Origin of the sequence: Glaciecola nitratireducens FR1064 (assembly GCF_000226565.1) — a bacterium.
GTDB classification, from domain to species: Bacteria; Pseudomonadota; Gammaproteobacteria; order Enterobacterales; family Alteromonadaceae; genus Glaciecola; species Glaciecola nitratireducens.
This window is the reverse complement of record NC_016041.1, coordinates 845,341-866,350: the sequence shown is the minus strand read 5'-3', so window position 1 is coordinate 866,350 and position 21,010 is coordinate 845,341. Positions and strand designations below refer to the sequence as shown.

Below are 21,010 nucleotides of genomic sequence, written 5' to 3'. Positions count from 1 at the left end.
ACTAAGAGTATTTAGACTAACGAGAGTCCTAGGACAGTGTCCCAAAGGAGCTAAGAACACATTGACGCAATCACTCCCCACGGTCATGGCTGGTCCTGTTTTGCGCCACACTGACAATCAGCGTATTGTTTGGTGGTTGGTAAGTTCTGTAGCAATCAACATAAAACCGGTCTTGTTTGATACACATGGCAATGCCGTTGACATGCAGCATGCAAATGTTCAACAAGACACATTTTGCGTTGGGCAGCGCGCTTTCATTCAATTAATTACCCTAGAATCAACCACCGATGAACCCTTGATTCAGTCGGGAGCGCTATATCATTATGATTTATTAAGTGACCTTCAAAGTAAGCTCGATATAAATTCAAATAATGCCGATAAGGCGATTGCTAGCACCGAAGAAATGCTGCTTCAAAGTGTTCTAAAAGATATGCCCCACTTAGTTTACGAGGGACATACACTGCCTAACTTTCGATTCAATCAACACTTAACTAAAGTAACTCAAGGCTCTTGCCGTAAGCCACATTTTCATGGTCAAGACGCGTTACCGCAACTAGACAATTTAGTGGCTGATGAATTGGCCAATAAAGTGAATGCATCGAAAACGAGCGAAAGCAAAAGCATAAATCGCCCTGATTTGATGCTGATGACAGGCGACCAAGTTTATATCGATGATGTGTCAGGACCGATGCTGCACGCCGTACATCAAATAATTAAGTTGTTAGGACTTCACAATGAGCAGTTTGATGGAGCAACGTTCAATGACCTAATCGAGTTAATGTCACATGAACATAGCTTTTATCAACGAGAGCTATTGCTGCCAGAGATTGAAGCTAACGACAAGCTGACCAAAACGTTTTTTGGCGCTAAACGTAAACCCGTATTCACGTCGGTAAATGCCAAAAATCATCTTATTGCATTGAGCGAAATGTTAGCGATGTATCTATTAACTTGGTCTCCGACACTCTGGCAATTTGTTGATTTAAACAAACAGGAACTGAGCGAATCAAACCAAGAGATATATGATAAAGAAAGACAACACATAGAGCTATTTCAAGCAGGTTTAGCAAAAGTTCATCGCGCCCTTGCTCATGTGCCAAGCTATATGATGTTCGATGATCATGACGTTACCGACGATTGGAATTTAACAAGAGGCTGGGAGCAACAGGTCTACGGACATCCCTTTTCTAAGCGCATTATCGGAAACGCAATGACCGCCTACTTTTTGTGCCAAGGCTGTGGCAATCCTAGATTAAAAATAGAGCCATTGTTTAGTGAATTCCACAAAGAATTCTCAGTCAGCTGCGCAAATACCGCTTCAGGTGATTCAAAAGATACTGCGATATACGGCGATTCGCACAACAAGCTCATCGAAACATTATTTCACTTTGATCAATGGCACTATGAGCTGGCAACGCAACCGCCTGTGCATGTGCTGGATACCCGAACCCAACGTTGGCGCTCAGAATCGTCGTTGAATAAACCCTCAGGGCTCATGGATTGGGAAGCGTTATGCGAGCTTCAGCAATCTATTATGGGTAAAGAGTCGGTTATTATGGTGTCTCCCGCACCAATATACGGTGTAAAGTTTATAGAAACCGTACAGCGAATATTCACTTTTTTTGGCGGCGCGCTGGTTGTCGATGCTGAAAACTGGATGGCTCATAGAGGTACGGCCAGCGTGATTTTGAACATATTCCGACACCTTAAAACTCCACCAAATTTCATTATACTATCGGGAGACGTGCACTATTCGTTTGTGTACGATGTGAGCTTACGTTTTCGGCGTAATAGCCCACATATAACTCAATTCACAAGTAGCGGACTGCACAACGAGTTTCCGCCTGGGCTGCTAAAATGGTTCGATAGGCTAAACAGGTGGTTCTATGGCCCTCGTTCACCGCTCAACTGGCTAACAATGCGAAGAAACATGTCCGTTAAGCAACGCGAACCCAGTAATCACAGCGGGACGCTGGTCAATAACTGTAACATCGGCGTTCTAACCTTGAATGATGACGCGAGTGAGGTAGACTGCGCACTGTTATGCAGTGACGGCGAATACGTCAGCTTTTCAAAAGCCAAATCAAGGTTTTCAAAATATTCACAGGTAGGTTCAGATAAACAGGCCGAGGCAGAGTAAGAGTAATGAGTTCAGCAAAAAAAGAAATTGCCATTTTTTATGGTTCAACCACCTGCTATACAGAGATGGCGAGTGAAAAAATACAAACTGAGTTGGAGTCCATCGCAAGTCAACAAGGAATCGAAGCGAATATCAGTATGTTCGACATTAAAGAACACGCACTTGAAAAATCGACACAATACGATCTAGTCTTATACGGCATATCAACTTGGGATTTCGGTGAATTGCAAGAAGACTGGGAGTCTACTTGGGACGATATCAAAGCACTGGATTTGGCGGGAAAAACAGTTGCGCTCTTCGGGTTAGGAGACCAATTGGGCTATGCAGATTGGTTTCAAGATGCCTTAGGAATGCTGCATGACGAATTAATCGTTTTAGGGTGCGACGTTATCGGCTATTGGCCAAATCAGGGTTATGAATTTACCGCATCAAAAGCGTTAACTGAAGACGGCGAGTTTTTTGTTGGCTTGTCTTTAGACGATGAAAATCAATATGATCAGAGCGACGAGCGCGTTAAGCAGTGGTGCGCACAGATTTTTGAAGAGTGGACAACTGCTTAGCCTTGCAAGCCCACACAGGGTCTACATCCACTCTATGCTCTGTTTACACCATTGAGTCGATAACACAGCAAGCCTAGGCTTGCTGCTCTGGATCAAGAATTCTAACTTCCCGTTGAGGGAATGGAATTTCGATACCGTGCTCTCTCAGAGTTTCAAGAATAGTCAGCATTAAGTCGCCACCGACACGATTTTTACCGTCATCAACGCCAATCATCCAAAACTCTACAAACATGTTGATGCCTGAATCACCGAAGCTATCTATTTCACAATCTGGACGCTCTTCGAAAGGCACGCTTTCGCCACTCAAAACCTGAGGATGCTCGGCAACGGCAACTTTGATGAACTCAACCATGCTGCGAACGTCCGTAGCATAGGGCACGGAAAAATCGACGCGATATCGCTGTTTGGGATCTTTATGCGTCCAGTTAACTAAAAAGTCTGAAATGAACTTTTCATTTGGAACCAGTATATCTTTGCCATCATAGGTTTCTAAAACGGCATAGCGCATCTTAAATTCGCGTACAAATCCTTTTTGACCATCACCTAATTCGACAAAATCACCGACCGTTAAAGAGCGGTCAAGAAGGATAATGATACCTGATATAAAGTTCGAGGCGATAGACTGCAAACCTAAGCCGATACCGACACCTACAGCACCGCCAAATACAGCTAGCGTAGTCAGATTGATACCCATTACATTTAGTAACAACAAAACAATGATGCAGAAAAGGGTTACTTCAAATAATTTCGAAAAAACTTCCTTTGTTGGAATGTCTAAACTTTCTTGGCGTTTGATAACGGCTTTACCAAAACTATTGGACACGCGGCCAAGCCAAAACAAAAAACCACCAAACAACAATACTCTGACGACACCATAAACAGATATATCGACGTTACCGACACTCATTGACATTTCTTCTAAGGCACTGACAATGCTAGGTAACAGTCCAACTAAATGTAAAAACAATATCGGTAAGCCAACCCAGCGGAACAGCGTCGCCGCATAGTGATGAGTAACAAACGCACGAATAATGGAGCTAAAGAACAATAATATTGCAACAGAAAGTGCGACTTGAATAACCCAAGGGGTGTACTCGAGATTTTCGCCAGCTTTACGCGATACTTGCAGCAACAAAATGGCAATAAGCGGAAACAAAACGCCGCCAATTCGATACGCAAATTTGCGCAGTGGGTGAGCAACGTCGTCAGGCTCGTTGTGCGTTAAGCCAATGCTGTGGCGTATTTTGTATGCAACTCCAAATGCAATACCATAAATGACCACAAGCATAGCCAACTGCACGTAGGTTTGTGTGCTCGTAATTAACGCTAATCCTTTATCAAGATTGTCGTTAATTACGGTTAAGATTGATGAAAAATCCATAGCTGTGCTTCCTTTTATATTATTGCTCGACATGAATCGAGTACAGCGCTACTCGCGCCAATGCTTGCACAAGAATGAATTCAAGCCAATGTATTTCTGCACTTTGAATCAGAATAATAGATAAAAAAGTGATAGCCTTTGAGTATTCCGCGTATACAGAATCTACACGCACAGTTAACGCCAATTGAGAATAATGCATCCAATACAATCGAAGACTGACCCTACAAAAACAAAGAAAGGTCGTTTACATACCCAATTCTATCGCAACGGAGATGAGCACCGCGCTGGCGCGGACGTCAGTTTCCAAGATGTATTGCGCCTCTTCCGCTTTTGCTCAATTGAAATAGGCAAATGGGTCACCGAAGAAGAAAAGCGAATTGCTGCAAATCTTTTTTTCGACGCGCTGTGCGACTTAATGGATATCCTGCAAGTACCTGAAAACGTCATTTCACTCAATGGCACATTATCTCTAGGATTCGGGGTTGGTGGCCAAAAACACGCTAGCGCACACTACAATAGTGCAAAGAAACAACTTTCATTAGCGAAGAACGCCGGCGCTGGGGCGCTAGCTCACGAGTGGTTTCACGCCTTTGACCACTACATTGCGAGTAAAATGTTTGCAGTATCGGGTAGCAATCTGTTTGCCTCTGAAATTTGGCTTAATGAAAATGCTCAAATGAACGCTCACGCACTAAATAGCCAACTGGCTCTTTGCTTTGAAACTATTTTTTTGGAAGGCAATGGCAATTTGCCAAGCGAACTCATGCAAAAGAGTGTACTCATCGATAAAGAACTCAAAAGCTTCTATTACGCACGACCGCAAGAAGTTGCAGCCCGAGCTTTCGAGGCATGCATTCAACATCACCCCATTAAAAATGCATTTTTGGTGCAGGGCACAAAACAAAGTGCAGAAGCAAAGCTAGGTATTTATCCAAGCGGTATTCAACTATCGAAAATAGCGGTTGAAATGGCAACTTATTTTAACTGGTTAGGTAAAGCCCTTGATCATAGCCCTACTGACTAGTAGAGTTAGGGAAAGTAGAATTACAAAATCGCTTAAATTCATGACGCAAAGCTAGTTTTTGACAACAAATGAAAGAAAAAATAGTTTTTTGTAAAATTCGTTTACAAAACTCTATGCTTTTTCTAGCAAGTTACTATACTATGTTGTTCGCTAAGATGAATTGCTATAGAGCAGAATTAGAAGGACTGAGTGTAAAAATGAAAAGAAAAAAACATACATCCGGTGATGAGGACGCAGCAGTAGACATGACACCAATGTTGGATATCGTGTTTATCATGTTGATATTCTTTATCGTGACAACGACCTTCTCATCAGAGAAAGGCTTAGAGCCTACGCGTCCGCCAGAGAGCGATAGTCCTCCACCACCAAATAGTAAGTCATTATCTATTAGAATTGACGAGTCAGGCCAAATACTTATGAACGGTCGTATTGTTGATATCCGTCGTGTTGTTGCGAACGCACAGACGTATTTAGCAAATAATGACACCGACTCAGCTGCAATTCAAGCCAGTGAAAACACTGAGCATGGTGTTGTAGTTAGTGTTATGGACCAAGTTAAATTAGCGGGTATTAGCAAAATATCAGTGTTGGTAAAAGAGAAGTAACTCTCTTACAAAACAAATTCAAAAACGCTGCTTGATGCAGCGTTTTTTTTTGCTATTTTTTCTCTATGCTTCATTTAATCTTTAGGTAAAGCGCTCTTTTCTGCCGAGGAATCTCGATACAATGTATAAAATATACTGCACAAGTTAGTTATATTAAATACCGTACCAAATATACTGCCAACCATAATTGCGTAAACTAAGCCTAGTACTTCAGCTAAAATAAACCACTGACGGATCATCTTAGCACTCGTTAGGGTAATTGAGCCTACCGTGAATATGAGTGAAGAAGCATAGGCAATCACAATCGTCCAGCTATGATTCAACCAAAACAATTCATAAAAGAAAAAACAAAGATTGGCTGTCACGAAGGTAAATAGGACCGGTAGACCACGATACTTCATAGCAACAATATTACGAATACTGGCCAGCATGCAGCCAATACCGGCGGCCATTGCGCCCAACAAGAAAAAGTGAATACTAACGCTCAACAGCGCGATAGATGAAATAAAGCGATATCGGTTAATATCGCTTTGTCGGTATCCAATAAAATTAAAAACAACGGCTATTGCGCCAAAAACTTCTGCTACTGGGAGCATGTGTTCTCCGTAAATTACTTATTAATCGGCTGCTGGCTGTCTATAGATAGACAGCTGCAATAAAAGCAGAAACACCGCTAAAAGTAATCATAAGGCGCACAATACCTTATTGAAATGAAGACTGGGTTTCAAACCACTCGTCGTATGACAGCATAATATGTTCATCAATATGATCGGCTGGATAAGCAAATAATCCAAATTGATTGCCTTTATGATGCGATATCACTACCGCAAGCTTGGGCATCTCAGACATGTTTTGATGAAAAGGGTCCCAAAGCGGGATTAGATACTTGTCGACACGGATCAAAGGCACTTTGACACCATTGATCAGCTTCCATTCATCAGCTACTGGATTAGGAATGCATGCGTACACGCAATGAAAAGGGATTTTAATTTGTACCCCGTCCCACCAGAACTGTTCAATTCTTATATTTTCTATCAGTGTTTCAACATCTGTTGGAATAGCTGTAGCCATAATGAATTGCCTCTTAAAACTTCATGAAGGAACATACTTAGTATGTCCCTATATAGCTTATCGATGCAAATTAAGATTAACTTTAGCTAAAAATCGGCGCGAGTATAGTAATTATGCCCCTCTATCGCCAGTCCTATTTCAGAAAACTTGCAGTTGGATCATCTGATAAGCCACTTGGTTCGCGCTCACTGGTCGATATTTAGCTAAAGGACCAAACATTATGGGCGACAACACCTTCATGATGGCAATTCCCCAACTTTCCGCCGTGCGCTTTTGCGTGCGCTGCCCTAGCAGTAAACTAGGCCGCACAGCAGCGGCATTGTCTAGCTGCGGCATACTAAGGATGGCGTTTTCTAATTCCCCTTTTACTTTTAGATAAAAGTTACCACTCTTCGCGTTCGCGCCAACAGAAGAAATCCAAACAAAGCTTTTAGCACGCTGTGCCCGCGTTAATTGCGCCGCAACGTGCACAAACTGAAAATCGACACGTCGGAAGTTTGACTGCGAACCCGCTTGTTTAATCGTCGTGCCTAAACAACAAAAAACGTGTTCAACTGAAAAGTAACCTTGATAGTCCTGAAGCTCCTCGAAGTCTATGACAATGGCCTGTATTTTATTTAGTGGATCATGGTACTGCGCTTTTGATAACGGTGAGCGCACCAAACACGTTACCTGTGAATATCGGTCGTCCTGACATAGTTGATTAACCAGCGCTTTGCCAACTAAACCTGACGCGCCGAGCACCAATGCTTTGTATTTTTCAGTCATATTTTACCTAGGTTGTGATACTCTTTTGCGCCATTCAAACAATAACAACGTGAACGACGAACAATTCATTATGAACAGACTAATCATTACTTTAGCTTGCGCGTTTGGGTTCAGCTTAACCTCAAATGTAAATGCAGAAACGCTCAGCATTGAGCGCATTCACCAGTCACCCTCTTTATCAGGCAGCACGCCAAAAGGTATTCAAGTATCGCCAGATGGTCAGCGAGTGACTTTTTTGAAAGGAAAAGAAGCTGACTACGATCGATATGACCTATGGGAATATCACATCCCTACTGGTAAAACACAAATTCTATTTAATTCAGACGACCTACATACTGGTCCCGAAGTCTTATCCGACGAAGAAAAAACGCGCCGCGAGCGGATGCGTGTCTACGGCAGCGGCATCATTACTTATGATTGGTCTAATGACGGCAGTGCTTTACTATTTCCCTTAGCTGGAGACGTCTACTACTTTAAAATTGGCGATAAAAAAGCCAAACGATTACTAGAGACAGACGCATTTGAAACTGACATTAAATTCTCACCAAAAGGAAACTTTATTTCCTACATTCGTGAGCAAAATTTATATGTGATGAACGTCGCAACAGGAAAAGAACAAGCCATCACAACCAAAGGCGGCGGCGACATTAAATACGGCATGGCCGAGTTTGTCGCACAAGAAGAAATGGGCCGCATGACAGGCTATTGGTGGTCAAAAGACGAAAAGCACATTGCTTTTACGAAGGTTGATGAAAGCCCCGTTGACAACATCGTGCGCTCAGAAATCTATGCCGACTCTATTAGCACTATAGAGCAGAAGTATCCTAAAGCCGGCAGCAATAATGTGTATATTGAATTGGCTGTCGCCAACCTCGATAGTGGCAAAGTTCGTTGGGTAGACTTGGGCGAAAACAAAGATATATATTTGGCTCGCGCTAATTGGATGGATTCATCCACGTTGACTTATCAAACGCAATCTCGCGACCAGCAAATACTTAACTTGAACGCGGTGAATATTGATAGCGGCGAGCAAACAGTGCTATTGCAAGAAACCAGCAACACGTGGGTTAACTTAAATTTCGATTTACGTTTTTTGGCAGACAACAAACATTTCGTTTGGGCCTCAGAACGCGATGGCTTTAAACACCTTTACTTGTATCGTAATAACGGTGAACTCGTTCGACAAATCACCCAAGGTGACTGGGTTGTTGAAAGCATCAAAGCCATTGACGAAAAGAAAGGACTTATCTACTTTCAAGGACGCAAAGACACTGTATTGGAAAGTCATGTCTATTCAGTGTCACTTGATGGCAGCAATATAACTCGACTAAGTGAAGCGAATCGATTCCACAGTGCGACCTTCAGCTCTGACGCTTCGGTATATGTGGATTCGCATTCAAGCACTAACTCGCCTGCACAAGTCAGTTTGCATCAAGCCGACGGCAGCATGATCACTTGGCTTGAAGAAAACAAAGTCGATAAAGACCATCCCTTATTTGCCTATACCGATAGCTGGGTTAAGCCGGAGTTTGGCAAGATAAAAGCGCAAAATGGTACCGACCTTCACTATCGCCTATATAAGCCAACAGAATTGAAAGGCAAACACCCGGTTATCGTTTATTTATATGGCGGTCCTCATGCTCAAACAGTCACCAACAGCTGGGGTGGCAATCGTGGTCTATTAATGCAGCATTGGGTTAGCAAAGGCTATGTTGTCTTTACAGTCGATAATCGTGGTTCATATAACAGAGGCAAGGCCTTCGAAGATCCGTTATTCAAAAAAATGGGCTTTGTTGAAGTAGACGATCAAATAGCTGGAGTGAAGTTTTTACGCACCTTAGATTATGTTGACCCAGCAAGAATTGGAGTACATGGGCACAGCTACGGTGGCTATATGACGCTGATGACAATGTTCAAAGGTGGTGACTACTTTGCAGCAGGCGTGTCAGGCGCACCCGTTACCGACTGGCGTTTATATGACACTCATTACACAGAACGGTACATGGGCAATCCAAAGACAGATGACCAAGCCTATACGGACTCATCCGTATTTCCATATGCCAAAGACCTTAAAGGTGATTTGCTAATTTACCACGGTATGGCGGATGACAATGTGTTATTTACTCACAGCACCATGTTATACAAACATTTGCAGGACTTAGCCCTGCCGTTTGAAGTAATGGATTACCCAGGTAAGAAACATAGCATTCGTGGTAAAAATACCGGAATTCATTTGTATAAAACAATCACCAATTTCTTTGACAAACATTTGCAGCCAATGAAAACGGTAGAATAATAGCTTCAGGTCACGATTCAGTAAGCAGATAAGGTACTTACTTGATATTGTTTTTTACTAACAGTGCGCCTTCACTATCGAAGGCGCATTTTTTATGTCTGCGTTATCGACCGAGCTTAATTGAGGCGACAATAATAATGACCAGACTACTAAGGCTTTGTTTTTTAGAATGGTCATTTATGGTTTCTCGTTGGTTCGTAATGTTGGTGCACTTAACGCTGACTTTATCTTAGGTAAACATCATATTTGCTAGGGTCTTTTGGACATCTTGCGCCAAACCGGATTTTAACTTGGTCTCGATTGGTTCTGATTGACCTGAAACCCATATCTTAAGATCACAGTCCATATCAAAATGCCCCGCAGTTTCTACCTTTACTTGTGTAATTGCTCGATAGGGAATTGATAAATAATCAACTTTCTTACCCGTAACACCTTGTTTATCAATAAACATTAATCTTTTATCAGTAAATACAATCAAGTCCCGAACCATTTTGTAGGCTTCTACTACTTGTTCAGCACTAGAAAGTATCGGTGCTAGTTCTTCCGTAACCGATGAAACGTCAATTTTTGAAGCGTTTCCTAATAAACCATCTAACAGCCCCATAGCGGCATCCTTTTTAAGTGTGTATGTCTTCCTATTTAGGCAAACGACAATAGCAAATTTTGAATGTTTTTCCACAACTTCCCTTTGCGATAGGTATCGAAAACATAAAGTAGCGCTTTACTTGCGCTTCCGCCCGCTGCACAGAGATTTTTTCTGCTAACGCTTCATATAAAAACCGGATACGTTTAAACTAGTGCTTAATATGAAAACACGGTGAAACGAATTAGTGTTCTCCTAAAAGGATATTTTTTAGATGGTATCGATAGCTGATATAGAAGCGGCACAAACACGCATTAGTGGCATTGTAAAACAAACACCGATATTTGAATCGCGTTTGCTCAATCACTGGCTCGGTCATCAAATTTACTTCAAAGCTGAATGTTTACAGCGAACAGGTGCATTTAAACTACGCGGAGCAACCAACATATTAGCTAAACTGCATGAGCAAGGAGCACTTCCTCAACGTGTTATCGCCAATTCATCAGGAAACCATGCGCAAGCAGTGGCCTTTGCCTGTGGGCAATTTGGCATTCCTGTTTCAATTTACTGTGCAGACACTATTTCCCCCATCAAAGCGGCGGCAACTGAGTTTTATGGTGCACAAATAAACAGATTTGCTAGCAGAGAAGAAGCAGATATTGCCGTTGAAAAAGCAAGCCATGAGGAAGGAACGCTTTGGATCCCGCCGTTTAATCATCCTGATATTATTGCAGGCCAAGGTACCGTAACCTTAGAGGCTCTGCAGCAACTAGCAGAAACTGGCGTCGAGCCAAATGGCGTTTTTGCCCCATGTGGTGGTGGTGGTCTGCTATCCGGTGCCATTATTGCAACCAAAGCGCGTTTACCCAATGCTGAGGTTGTGGGTGCTGAGCCTTTAAATGCAAATGATGCTGCGCGAAGTTTGCAAAGCGGAAAGATTGAACGCCTTGATGGCCCGCCAGATACTTTGGCCGACGGCGCAGCGACGCCCGCTATTGGCGAACATACCTTCGAAATATTAAAAACGGTCGATGACTTTTACGAGGTAGAAGAACAACAAATTGCTTATTGGACACAATGGTTACATCATTTGTTAAAATTACACATAGAGCCAACCTGCGCCATGACCATGGCAGCCGTGGCAGCTTGGTTGAGTGATAAACCTGCCAACCAGAAGGTGCTAGTGTTATTATCGGGTGGAAATATTAGTCAGGCATCAATGCAAAAAATATGGCAGCAGGATTATCTAACGCAGCCCCCAATAATGAATCCAGAAGCTTAAACTGTTTTACAAAAATAAAATTGACACCAAAAGGAATGTAAATGAAATCAATGCTTAAAACACTGCTCAGGACAAGCACGCTTATACTCGCGTTATTTTCCACATCGGCCTTCTCACTTACGTTTATTGAGAATGTAAAAGGCTACACCTTGAATCAACAAGGCAAATTAATCACGTTCACCAATATTGCGTTTGAAGACGAATTTATTGTCGGCATGAATCTGACCCAAGAACCCGGTGGAATTGTTACAAAAATAGACGGGAAAGGCCGCGTTATGTTACCCGGCTTAATTGATGCTCATGGGCATATTTTGGGTTTAGGACAGAACCTATTAGAAATTGATTTACGCGGCACCAAAAGTGAAGACGAAGCGGTTAAGAGAGTTTTAGAGTTTGTAAGTGCTCACGCATTACCAAAAGACAGCGCGAAATCCACAACCACACAGTGGCTTATTGGCAGAGGCTGGAATCAGGTCTTATGGTCAAGCAACGCATTTCCAAGTAAAGAAAGTTTAGACGCAGCGCTAAAGGATCGTCCAGTTGTGTTATCAAGAGTTGATGGACACGCAGTATGGGTAAATAGCGCAGCCTTGAAGTTAGCTGGAATTGACGCAAATACGCCCTCACCGGCTGGCGGCGAAATAGTAAAAGACAAAAATGGTCAACCAACAGGCGTCTTAATCGATAACGCCGAATCTTTGGTAACGAAATTAATCCCAGCGGCGGATGTAGACCAGCTGTCCCAGCAACTTAATGCAGCGTCTGAGCATTTATTGTCGTTAGGCATCACCAGCGTGCATGACGCAGGTATCAGCAAACAAGTGTATGATTTTTATCAGCAGCAAGCACAATCTGGAGAGCTTAAATTTAGAATATACGCAATGATTGCGGCCACAGACCCACAAATTAATGACATGCTCGCGGCTGGCCACATCACAACAAAGAACGATATGCTAAGCATTAGAAGTGTGAAGGCTTATGGTGATGGAGCATTAGGAAGTCGCGGAGCTGCGTTAATTGAGCCCTACTCGGATGATAAAGATAATCATGGATTATTAGTTACCCCGCAGGAAAGCTTACCAAGTTTGTTTTCACAGGTACTTGGCGCTAATTTCCAGCTTAACTTTCATGCAATTGGTGACAGAGCTAACAGATTAGCGCTACAGCAGTTTGCTAAAACCTTCAAGACCTTCCCAGAGAATACACAGCGGCATCGCATTGAGCATGCTCAGGTTGTTGCAGTAGAGGATATACCTCTATTCAAAGAGCTTGGTATTATTCCATCAATGCAGCCAACTCATGCCACAAGCGATATGAACATGGCTGAAGATCGCATTGGTAAAGCAAGATTAAAAGGAGCCTATGCTTGGAGAACTTTTTTAGACCAAGGCTCAAGGATCGCCTTTGGCTCTGACTTCCCAGTAGAACTTGCGAACGCCTTTCATGGACTGCATGCGGCAGTGACGCGTCAAAGTAGTGAAAATGAACCTAAAATGGGATGGATACCTGAAGAAAAAGTGTCTGTTGAAGATGCACTTCGTGGCTTTACCTTAGACGCAGCTTATGCAGCTTTTCAAGAAGACAAACTTGGTACCTTAGAAGTAGGTAAGCGTGCTGACTTCATCTTTATTGATAGAGACATCTTTACTGGGCCAGCGTCAGATATTCGCGATACCCAAGTATTAGAAACATGGATAAATGGTCAGCAAGTATTTGCTAAATAAAAACCTTAATAACGCAGAGTCATAAAGCGACAGCCGTCGAGGGCATTTATGCCAGGAGGCGTCGCCGACTCTGCAAATCCAAATTTTGTATAACAAGCAATTGCAGTTGTGTTTTCAAGATAAACAAACAACGACACTTCTTTTACCTGAATTTGTTGCTGGGCATTTTCAATAAGTTCAGATAACAAACGTTTAGCCAAGCCCAAACCTCTATAATTTGGATTAATCACGAGTCGAGCTAGATGCGCACGCTGTTTCACTAGTTGAATTTGGCCAAAGCCAACAATGTTGTTGTTCTCAGTTAGTGTAAAAGATTGGTAATTACCGTTGATAACATGAAATGCGAGCTGTTCGGCTGAACAGGGGTACCTGATTTTTGGGCCCGCCCACTGACGGATTAATTCTCGTTCCTCTGCTGAACTTGCTAGTTTGCGGGGAACAAACCAAGCGGATACAGCCGCAAGATCTTCTATTGCGGCTGCCCTTAATTCAATATCAGAACCTACTTGTATAAGGTTCTTATCCATCTTTCTTCAGTAATGAAGTTCCAAGACCAGCTTTTCCACTTATCTTCCAGCCCAGCGGCAACCATATCGTCTTCACTCATACCAGCCATCTTTTTAGCCTGAACATAAGCGTAGGTTTTCTTAATCATATCTAAGAAGCGCACGTAATCGGCCTTGTTAGCCAACGCACCGTGTCCTGGGATAACTTTCGTGTCATTATCAATCATCGTCAACAACGTTTCAACTGCAGCTATATAGCCCACCACTGAGCCACCTGAATTTAAGTCTATAAACGGGAACCAATCTTTAAAGAATAAATCACCGGTATGCATTACATCGGGTTGTTCAAACCAAACCGCACTATCGCCATCTGTGTGCGCAGACGCAAGATGGAATACATGCACTGTGTCACCGTTCATATGAAACTTAACACCTTTGTCATACGTTACAACAGGCAGCATAGCAGGATCGGTATCTTCTCCTGCAGCTAAACGAACACGCACATTTTCATGGGCAAATATCGTCGCTTGTTTGTGCTTACTAAAAAATGCGTTTGAACCAGTGTGATCGCCGTGAAAATGCGTGTTGATGACATAGCGAGTCTGCTCTTTGCTTATATCAGCAAGGCTTACTGCAATTTTGTCTGCTAGATCAGCATATTGATCATCAACGATCAGTAGTCCATCAGGCCCAGCAGAAACGCCGATATTACCGCCCGCTCCAACTAGCATATGCACCGAGCCGCCTACCGATTGTGATTTCACTTCAACGTCATCGAAACGGCCTTGGGAAAATGCAGAAGATGCAAATAGCCCAGCGAGTGATAGTGCTAAAACGCTTTTTCCTATCATATTTTTCATTATTTATTCCTTAATGTTACTTTTTCGATTGTTCGTGTTTACATGTTTTTTTGCAATTTAGTTCAATACGGAGCTATTCAGTAAAAAGTGCTTAATTATATTAGAACTAGTTACCGTAGTCTGATAGCGAATTACGTTTCATCTATATAGCTAAACCTTGGAATTTGTTTTCCATCAACTTCAATGCTCTCTGTAAACATATCCAGTGGACGAACCCAAAGCCCTTTCTCACCATAAGTTGGCCTATAAACCACTAATTCTGTTTCATCTTCCGAGTGGCGTGCTACACCAATGACTTCATAGTTATTGCCTTTATAGTGCTTATATAATCCAGTTTTCATCTAAAAACCTATAAGTAAGTGTTAACAAACACATTAACTGGCGCGCCTGTTGGCTTTCCATGTTGCCAATCAAGCCCCTCGATGCCGCTACCCGCGATATCGACGTGAGTGAAAGGCAATGGCTGTTTTGCGCTAGCCTCATGTTTGTCCAAGCCAGACGCAATCGTTAAAAATGCCATTGGGAATTGATGACCACGCATAGTGGTTACAGAAGGCGCATTGTTTGAAGACAACACATCATCCGCTTTTGTGCGTGGCTTAACAAAGTCAAAATCTTCGCGACGCGAAAGCGATGGCTCCACCTGATCAGCACATAGTTCACCCTGCACGAATAATTGCTTTGCAATACCCATATCTCGGGCAGGTTTGTTTTCAACCAGCGCGGTATAGGGTCCAAAAGCCATTGCTGCGTGTCCTGTTAGGGTTGCAACTGAAAACAATTGAGGGTTTACCGCACTAACTGCATCTTCTCGCAAATGCGAAAGTAGGTCGGCAAGCAACATTCTGCCTTCAGCATCCGTATTGCCAACGCGTACTCTTACGCCTGCATGGCTAGTAATAATTTCATCCGGTATAAAGGCTTCAGCACCAATACTGTTTCGAACTGCGCCGAGTTCTGCGATAACTTTAATGCCTTTCGGCGCGAGTAAAGAAAGTGTCTTCATAAAACCGGCAACGCCTGCAGCGCCGCCTTTATCTCGGCTCATACCTGCCATATGACCATTCACTTTTAAATCAGCGCCGCCAGTATCAAAAGTGATGCCTTTGCCTGCAAATAAAAGTGTTTTAGTAATTTCGCCCGATGGCTCGTAAACCATGCGAATAATGCGGGGACGATGTCTTTTCACTTCAATTGAAGCTCTCGCGACAGCATGCAGCAGAGGATACTCATGTTTGATATGTGCATCGTCAGAAACAACCGTTACTTTCACATTTGAGCCTTTGAATGCCGCAACACAGTAATCGGCGAAACCTGGCGGTGCCATGCGCTCAGGCTCAGTGCCGCAGAGGTCACGTGCAATTCGCTTCCCTGCTTCAATAGCATTTAAACGAGATACATCGATGCTACTGCTGCCGTCAATCAAACCAATGAATTCAATCGGTTCAATTTCGTGTTCATCTAAAGCTTGCCTTGCTTCAAGAGGCTGCCATAAACCTTGGCATAGTCCCAAATATGCCGCTTCGACAGCATTTTTAAATTGCGCTGCTTGGCTCTCATTTAAGCCCGCTAGATTGATTTCTAGAAGCGGCTTGCGTACACCTGAGTCCAAGAGGGTCTGTGCGACGTTTCGCGCTGCATCAAAGATGCGGCGAACATCGTCGTAGTCTCGGTCTAATTGACCTACAGGCACTTGCAGTAACCTTCCGCCAACAACGTCCGCTGCAACAAGAACTGCATGTCCGCCAACGCGCTTGTCGAGCGACTGGTGCTGCTCTAAATTTTGTTGAATATCTGGGTAGTGCTGACTCGACAGCGTGTTACTGACTAATACATAAGCGTCATATTCATGAGTCAATTGTGCAATATTTGTTTCTAAAACTGCGTTAGGAAAAGGCATTGATGTCTCCGTTAGGATTGCATATTAAGCAGAAGTCTATTTTCTCTTTTAAAAGAGCTTGGCACTTCTTGCATAGCTTATTATTGTTATTATGAAATGAAACTAAAGTATATTGCTTATTCTGCACTAAACAAGGGCAAAGCGAGTTGATCAGCATTAATATTATCTGCCAAAGATACGTGCAGCCCCACTAAGCGGACGTTTTTACCATCTCCTCTTTCGAATGCCTTGGCGAGCAATTCGATTAATAATTGCTCGTTTACTTCTTGTGACTGCTGTTCAACAGTGGTTTGTTGAAAGTCGTCAAACTTCAGTTTCACTCCCAATGACTTAATTGGACTGTGTTTTTTAGTATCAATTCGTTCATAAAGCTTAGGCAGCAGCCTTGTTACCACTTCTTTGCATTCTTCCAAGCTTACAAGATCTTTGTCTAAGGTTCGCTCCACCCCTATCGACTTTCTTTTTCTGTTTGTCGAAAGTCTTCTTTCATCGATAGCATGTGCCCGTTTCCAAAGAGCGGCGCCAAATTTACCGAAATGTTTATGTAGTTTTTCGATGGGGAATGAACGAATATCCTCACATTTGTATAACCCGAGTTTATTTAACTTTTCGAGTGTTACCTTGCCCACGCCCGGTATTTTCTTCAAGGGGAGGCGCTTAACAAACTCGTCCAATTGCGCTGGATTAATTACACAAATACCGTTCGGTTTGTTTTCGTCACTAGCAACTTTAGCCACAAATTTTATAGGAGCCACGCCTGCTGAAGCGGTTAAGCCTGTTTCTTCAAATATTGCACGTCGAATATCTTCAGCAATATAGGTAGCACTCCCGCCAAACAATTCACTTTCGGTGACATCTAAAAAGACTTCATCCAACGAGAGAGGCTCAATCTCATCGGTATAACGCAAATAAATTTCCTTTATTTGGTCCGACACTTTTTTGTATTCATCCATTCGACCTTTCACCAAAACAAGGTCTGGACAGAGCCTTAGGGCGGTTGCGGTAGCCATAGCTGAGCGCACACCAAATTTTCTCGCAGGATAGTTACAAGTAGCTACGACACCCCTGCGATCGGCGCTGCCACCAATGGCAATTGGTTTGTGCTTTAAGCTTGGGTCGTCACGCATCTCGACTGCTGCGTAAAAGCAGTCCATGTCGATGTGAATAAACTTACGCATTAGATAATATTTGCTTCAGAATAATGTGGAATTCCAACTCAGCAACACTGTATATACACACAGTTTAAAACACTATTAGTGATTTACCAATTATTCATCGCGTTGTTTTGACAGAGAGGGCCTTTGTTGTTTTACAATTGGACGCGGGAGTTATGTATTTCAACTGTTCGCCGCTTATAGAATTTGGTTATCTTGCCATTCCTTTATTTTTTTCTGTCTTTGTTCTTCTCTTTCCATTCTTGCTTTTTTTCTATCGCATGGCTCTGGGCAATCACAGGCTTTTGAAATACCTATTGCCCCTAAACCACCGCAACTGCCAGCAATCGTTTTTTTTTGCAGGATATAACCCACTGCCATGGCCGCTACCATCAGTAAGAAAAATGCAAATGCTAAAATAAATGTACTCACGCTTACCTCTAAAATTTTCAAAATGCTTTAATATGACTGAACGGCGATGCTGCCGCACACGGTCGCTAATTTTGTTTAACATCTCTTACAAATGCGGGAGACGCGTATTCAATAAATTCGCTGCCTTCCTTCATGATCATAAATACGGCTAGATCATTGCTGACTGCTAAAACCTTTGCTTTATCCGCCCCCATGACATTCAACGCTGTAGCTAAACCATCTGCAGTCATTGATGAAGGATGCACTACGGTAACCGATACAAGATTATGCTTAATAGGATACCCGGTAGTTGGTTCAATTAAATGCGAATAGCGCACACCGTCTTTTTCAAAATAATTACGGTAATCGCCTGACGTGGCTACGGCATTGTCGCCTATACTGATAATCTTTTGTATGGCCCGCTCTGTCGTTATAGGTTGTTCAATAGCAATGCGCCAATCAGAGCCATTGCCTTTTTTGCCGGCAACTCGCATTTCGCCGCCAATTTCAACTAGGTAATTATCTATTTGATTGTTTTCTATGATATCAGCTACAACATCAACACCATACCCTTTTGCAATTGTCGATAAATCTATATACAACTTTGAGTGTAACTTTGTGACAACGCCATCAACTAACTGGAACTTATCAATACCCACATAATCTGCAATTTCCGTTAGTTGGGTTTGGGTAGGTATCACTTCTGGTCGTTTATCGGGCCCAAAGCCCCACAGATTGACTAAAGGACCAACAGTTATGTCAAGGCTGCCTTGGCTCAAGTTATTCAACCTAATGGCTTCTGTTAGCACGTATTCGGTTTGTTCTGATATAGGAAATGCTTGTCCTGCTTGTGCTTTGTTTAACAAGGATAGCTCTGACTTAGGGTCATAAGTGGACATTAATGCGTTAACTTGAATTAGCGCATCATCAATTTCTGCCTGTAGTGCCTGTATATCGATGGGCGCATCGCTTTGCTGAACCACTTTTATATTATATGTGGTTCCCATTGTTTTGCCGGTTATAGCAATCTCAAGCGGTTGCTGGGGGGCACACGAAAATACAAATAATAATAGAAAAGGCAGTAAAAATTTCAAGGCAATCCTCATATATAACTAGTTGGTAAACTGAAAACGTGGGTTACAACTGTAAGACCAGCATAGCGACGTTTCGTTGCGCTGCATTATACATGAATTTACTGATGGACATAAAAGTTCGTTATCCTGACCGCTCACGCTAGGCCTCTCGATCTAGCGAAAGTTTAAGACCGCAAAAACCGAGAACAGCCCCCCTCTGCGCCATTAGCAAACGCGCTTTTCGTCATCCTGACCGCTCACACTAGGCGTCCTTGCCTAGTGAAGGTTTGCTAATGGCGCAGAGGGGGGCTATTCTCGGTTTTATATTTGAGCTTCTGTTGTTGTTTTTTATTATTTATTATTTATTTTTTAATAAAAAGGCGCCAATGAGGCGCCTAATGTTGTTGCTTTCTTCCTTATGGCTGATTAGCCACCGAAGTCATCTAGCATGATGTTTTCGTCTTCAACGCCAAGCTCTTTGAGCATGTTGATTACTGCGGCGTTCATCATAGGTGGACCACACATGTAGAACTCACAATCTTCTGGTGCTGGGTGGTCTTTCAGGTAGTTTTCCAACAGTACGTTGTGAATAAAACCTGTGTCGCCTTCCCAGTTATCTTCTGGTTGTGGATCTGACAGTGCTACATGCCATTCAAAGTTATCGTTTTCTTTGGCTAACATGTCGAAATCTTCTACGTAGAACATTTCACGTGACGAACGAGCGCCGTACCAGAACGTCATTTTACGGTCTGTTTTAATTCGACGAAGTTGGTCAAAAATGTGTGAACGCATTGGGGCCATACCTGCACCACCGCCAACAAATACCATTTCTGCATCTGTTTCTTTCGCGTAAAACTCACCGAAAGGACCGGATATCGTGGCTTTGTCGCCTGGCTTTAATGACCAAATGAATGATGACATTTTACCAGCTGGAAGGCTCAAATTATTTGGTGGCGGCGTAGCAATACGCACGTTCAGCAAAATGATGCCTTCTTCTTCTGGGTAATTTGCCATTGAGTATGCACGAATAGTTTCTTCGTCACACTTTGACTCTACATCGAAGAAACCGAAGTGTTCCCAATCTTTACGGAATTTCTCTGGTACATCAAAATCTTTGTACTTAACATGGTGAGGTGGCGCCTCAATTTGAATGTAACCACCGGCTTTAAACGGAACGCTCTCGCCGTTAGGTATGCCAAGCTTAAGTTCTTTGATGAAGGTTGCTTTGCTGTCATTAGAAAGCACTTCACAATCCCACTTTTTAATACCAAAAACTTCTTCTGGAAGCTCAATATCCATGTTTTGCTTGATGGATACTTGGCAAGATAAACGACAACCTTGCTTCGCTTCACGCTTTGATATGTGATCAAGCTCGGTTGGTAATATCTCACCACCGCCTGATTTGATATCAACAGTACACTGACCGCAAGAACCGCCGCCGCCGCATGCTGAAGACACAAAAATACCTGAATCAGCTAGAGCGCCTAATAACTTTCCGCCCGGAGAGGTTGTAATTGATTTGCTTGGATCGCCGTTAATGGTGATGACAACATCACCTTCAGGCACTAATTTCGATTTCGCAAACATGATGATAAAAACTAACGCTAAAACGATAGCGATAAACATGCCTACACCGAGATAGATTTCAACTGAATTCATTATCTATACTCCT

20 protein-coding genes are annotated in these 21,010 nt (G+C 42.8%); 7 read left to right on the top strand and 13 right to left on the bottom strand.

Annotated elements, in window-relative coordinates; all coding sequences use genetic code 11:
• The first annotated feature begins 61 nt into the window (after nt 1–61).
• Both GNIT_RS03775 and fldB read left to right on the top strand, forming a co-directional pair.
• Nucleotides 62–2,140, top strand: a complete 2,079-nt coding sequence (locus tag GNIT_RS03775; RefSeq protein WP_014107811.1) for a metallophosphoesterase family protein — start codon at nt 62–64, stop codon at nt 2,138–2,140.
• A gap of 5 nt (nt 2,141–2,145) precedes the next feature.
• Complete coding sequence (gene fldB / locus GNIT_RS03770; protein WP_014107810.1) at nt 2,146–2,700, top strand: flavodoxin FldB; 555 nt, start codon at nt 2,146–2,148, stop codon at nt 2,698–2,700.
• A 73-nt stretch (nt 2,701–2,773) separates the two neighbouring features.
• Here the strand turns inward: fldB and GNIT_RS03765 are convergent, their stop codons facing one another.
• On the bottom strand, nt 2,774–4,081 hold the full coding sequence (locus GNIT_RS03765) for a mechanosensitive ion channel family protein (protein ID WP_014107809.1): 1,308 nt from the start codon (nt 4,079–4,081) through the stop codon (nt 2,774–2,776).
• 193 nt (nt 4,082–4,274) lie between these two features.
• Here GNIT_RS03765 and GNIT_RS03755 point away from each other — a divergent pair, with 193 nt between their 5' ends.
• Together GNIT_RS03755 and GNIT_RS03750 are read left to right on the top strand one after the other, a co-directional pair.
• Nucleotides 4,275–5,105 (top strand): CLCA_X family protein, encoded by an 831-nt coding sequence (locus GNIT_RS03755; RefSeq protein ID WP_014107808.1) that lies wholly within the window; start codon nt 4,275–4,277, stop codon nt 5,103–5,105.
• A 197-nt stretch (nt 5,106–5,302) separates the two neighbouring features.
• A complete protein-coding gene (locus tag GNIT_RS03750) occupies nt 5,303–5,710 on the top strand; it encodes an ExbD/TolR family protein (RefSeq protein ID WP_041246616.1) in 408 nt (135 codons plus the stop codon).
• A gap of 74 nt (nt 5,711–5,784) precedes the next feature.
• Here GNIT_RS03750 and GNIT_RS03745 read toward each other — a convergent pair whose 3' ends face one another.
• The 3 genes from GNIT_RS03745 to GNIT_RS03735 form a co-directional block, all read right to left on the bottom strand.
• The gene (locus GNIT_RS03745; protein WP_014107805.1) at nt 5,785–6,306 is read right to left on the bottom strand and encodes a YgjV family protein; all 522 of its coding nucleotides are present in this window, start codon (nt 6,304–6,306) and stop codon (nt 5,785–5,787) included.
• Nucleotides 6,307–6,412: 106 nt separating this feature from the next.
• Entirely contained in the window at nt 6,413–6,781 is a 369-nt protein-coding gene (locus GNIT_RS03740; RefSeq protein WP_014107804.1) for a hypothetical protein, read from the bottom strand.
• A 138-nt stretch (nt 6,782–6,919) separates the two neighbouring features.
• Nucleotides 6,920–7,549: an NAD(P)H-binding protein gene (locus GNIT_RS03735; protein ID WP_014107803.1), complete on the bottom strand. Its 630-nt coding sequence runs from the start codon at nt 7,547–7,549 to the stop codon at nt 6,920–6,922.
• A gap of 70 nt (nt 7,550–7,619) precedes the next feature.
• On the opposite strand from GNIT_RS03735, the gene GNIT_RS03730 reads away from it, so the two are divergent.
• Complete coding sequence (locus GNIT_RS03730; protein WP_014107802.1) at nt 7,620–9,845, top strand: S9 family peptidase; 2,226 nt, start codon at nt 7,620–7,622, stop codon at nt 9,843–9,845.
• A 229-nt stretch (nt 9,846–10,074) separates the two neighbouring features.
• Here the strand turns inward: GNIT_RS03730 and GNIT_RS03725 are convergent, their stop codons facing one another.
• Nucleotides 10,075–10,449, bottom strand: a complete 375-nt coding sequence (locus GNIT_RS03725; protein WP_014107800.1) for a PH domain-containing protein — start codon at nt 10,447–10,449, stop codon at nt 10,075–10,077.
• Between the two features lie 253 nt (nt 10,450–10,702).
• Between GNIT_RS03725 and GNIT_RS03720 the strand changes: the two genes are divergently transcribed.
• Together GNIT_RS03720 and GNIT_RS03715 are read left to right on the top strand one after the other, a co-directional pair.
• Nucleotides 10,703–11,710 carry a serine/threonine dehydratase gene (locus GNIT_RS03720; RefSeq protein WP_014107798.1) on the top strand — a complete coding sequence of 336 codons (1,008 nt, stop codon included), beginning with the start codon at nt 10,703–10,705 and terminating at the stop codon, nt 11,708–11,710.
• A gap of 41 nt (nt 11,711–11,751) precedes the next feature.
• On the top strand, nt 11,752–13,434 hold the full coding sequence (locus GNIT_RS03715; protein WP_014107797.1) for an amidohydrolase: 1,683 nt from the start codon (nt 11,752–11,754) through the stop codon (nt 13,432–13,434).
• Between the two features lie 5 nt (nt 13,435–13,439).
• On the opposite strand, the gene GNIT_RS03710 is transcribed toward GNIT_RS03715, so the two are convergent.
• The 8 genes from GNIT_RS03710 to nqrF form a co-directional block, all read right to left on the bottom strand.
• A complete protein-coding gene (locus GNIT_RS03710) occupies nt 13,440–13,961 on the bottom strand; it encodes a GNAT family N-acetyltransferase (RefSeq protein WP_014107796.1) in 522 nt (173 codons plus the stop codon).
• Complete coding sequence (locus GNIT_RS03705; protein ID WP_014107795.1) at nt 13,937–14,800, bottom strand: MBL fold metallo-hydrolase; 864 nt, start codon at nt 14,798–14,800, stop codon at nt 13,937–13,939. The genes GNIT_RS03710 and GNIT_RS03705 overlap by 25 nt, the downstream gene beginning before the upstream one ends.
• 131 nt (nt 14,801–14,931) lie before the next feature.
• The gene (locus GNIT_RS03700; RefSeq protein WP_014107794.1) at nt 14,932–15,141 is read right to left on the bottom strand and encodes a DUF1653 domain-containing protein; all 210 of its coding nucleotides are present in this window, start codon (nt 15,139–15,141) and stop codon (nt 14,932–14,934) included.
• Between the two features lie 8 nt (nt 15,142–15,149).
• Nucleotides 15,150–16,700: a M17 family metallopeptidase gene (locus GNIT_RS03695; protein ID WP_014107793.1), complete on the bottom strand. Its 1,551-nt coding sequence runs from the start codon at nt 16,698–16,700 to the stop codon at nt 15,150–15,152.
• 116 nt (nt 16,701–16,816) lie between these two features.
• Complete coding sequence (dinB, locus tag GNIT_RS03690; protein ID WP_014107792.1) at nt 16,817–17,878, bottom strand: DNA polymerase IV; 1,062 nt, start codon at nt 17,876–17,878, stop codon at nt 16,817–16,819.
• A gap of 174 nt (nt 17,879–18,052) precedes the next feature.
• Complete coding sequence (nqrM, locus tag GNIT_RS03685; protein WP_014107791.1) at nt 18,053–18,286, bottom strand: (Na+)-NQR maturation NqrM; 234 nt, start codon at nt 18,284–18,286, stop codon at nt 18,053–18,055.
• A 65-nt stretch (nt 18,287–18,351) separates the two neighbouring features.
• The gene (locus GNIT_RS03680) at nt 18,352–19,371 is read right to left on the bottom strand and encodes an FAD:protein FMN transferase (protein ID WP_041246286.1); all 1,020 of its coding nucleotides are present in this window, start codon (nt 19,369–19,371) and stop codon (nt 18,352–18,354) included.
• A 393-nt stretch (nt 19,372–19,764) separates the two neighbouring features.
• Nucleotides 19,765–20,997 (bottom strand): NADH:ubiquinone reductase (Na(+)-transporting) subunit F, encoded by a 1,233-nt coding sequence (gene nqrF / locus GNIT_RS03675; protein WP_014107789.1) that lies wholly within the window; start codon nt 20,995–20,997, stop codon nt 19,765–19,767.
• Between the last annotated feature and the right edge of the window lie 13 nt (nt 20,998–21,010).

Coding starts and splice junctions, on each gene's coding strand:
- GNIT_RS03765 (WP_014107809.1), bottom strand. CDS start 4,081: ATGGATTTTTCATCAATCTTAACCGTAATTAACGACAATCTTGATAAA.
- GNIT_RS03705 (WP_014107795.1), bottom strand. CDS start 14,800: ATGAAAAATATGATAGGAAAAAGCGTTTTAGCACTATCACTCGCTGGG.
- nqrF (WP_014107789.1), bottom strand. CDS start 20,997: ATGAATTCAGTTGAAATCTATCTCGGTGTAGGCATGTTTATCGCTATC.
- GNIT_RS03745 (WP_014107805.1), bottom strand. CDS start 6,306: ATGCTCCCAGTAGCAGAAGTTTTTGGCGCAATAGCCGTTGTTTTTAAT.
- GNIT_RS03695 (WP_014107793.1), bottom strand. CDS start 16,700: ATGCCTTTTCCTAACGCAGTTTTAGAAACAAATATTGCACAATTGACT.
- GNIT_RS03740 (WP_014107804.1), bottom strand. CDS start 6,781: ATGGCTACAGCTATTCCAACAGATGTTGAAACACTGATAGAAAATATA.
- GNIT_RS03680 (WP_041246286.1), bottom strand. CDS start 19,371: ATGAGGATTGCCTTGAAATTTTTACTGCCTTTTCTATTATTATTTGTA.
- dinB (WP_014107792.1), bottom strand. CDS start 17,878: ATGCGTAAGTTTATTCACATCGACATGGACTGCTTTTACGCAGCAGTC.
- GNIT_RS03755 (WP_014107808.1), top strand. CDS start 4,275: ATGCATCCAATACAATCGAAGACTGACCCTACAAAAACAAAGAAAGGT.
- GNIT_RS03720 (WP_014107798.1), top strand. CDS start 10,703: ATGGTATCGATAGCTGATATAGAAGCGGCACAAACACGCATTAGTGGC.
- GNIT_RS03750 (WP_041246616.1), top strand. CDS start 5,303: ATGAAAAGAAAAAAACATACATCCGGTGATGAGGACGCAGCAGTAGAC.
- GNIT_RS03725 (WP_014107800.1), bottom strand. CDS start 10,449: ATGGGGCTGTTAGATGGTTTATTAGGAAACGCTTCAAAAATTGACGTT.
- GNIT_RS03730 (WP_014107802.1), top strand. CDS start 7,620: ATGAACAGACTAATCATTACTTTAGCTTGCGCGTTTGGGTTCAGCTTA.
- GNIT_RS03735 (WP_014107803.1), bottom strand. CDS start 7,549: ATGACTGAAAAATACAAAGCATTGGTGCTCGGCGCGTCAGGTTTAGTT.
- GNIT_RS03710 (WP_014107796.1), bottom strand. CDS start 13,961: ATGGATAAGAACCTTATACAAGTAGGTTCTGATATTGAATTAAGGGCA.
- fldB (WP_014107810.1), top strand. CDS start 2,146: ATGAGTTCAGCAAAAAAAGAAATTGCCATTTTTTATGGTTCAACCACC.
- GNIT_RS03715 (WP_014107797.1), top strand. CDS start 11,752: ATGAAATCAATGCTTAAAACACTGCTCAGGACAAGCACGCTTATACTC.
- GNIT_RS03700 (WP_014107794.1), bottom strand. CDS start 15,141: ATGAAAACTGGATTATATAAGCACTATAAAGGCAATAACTATGAAGTC.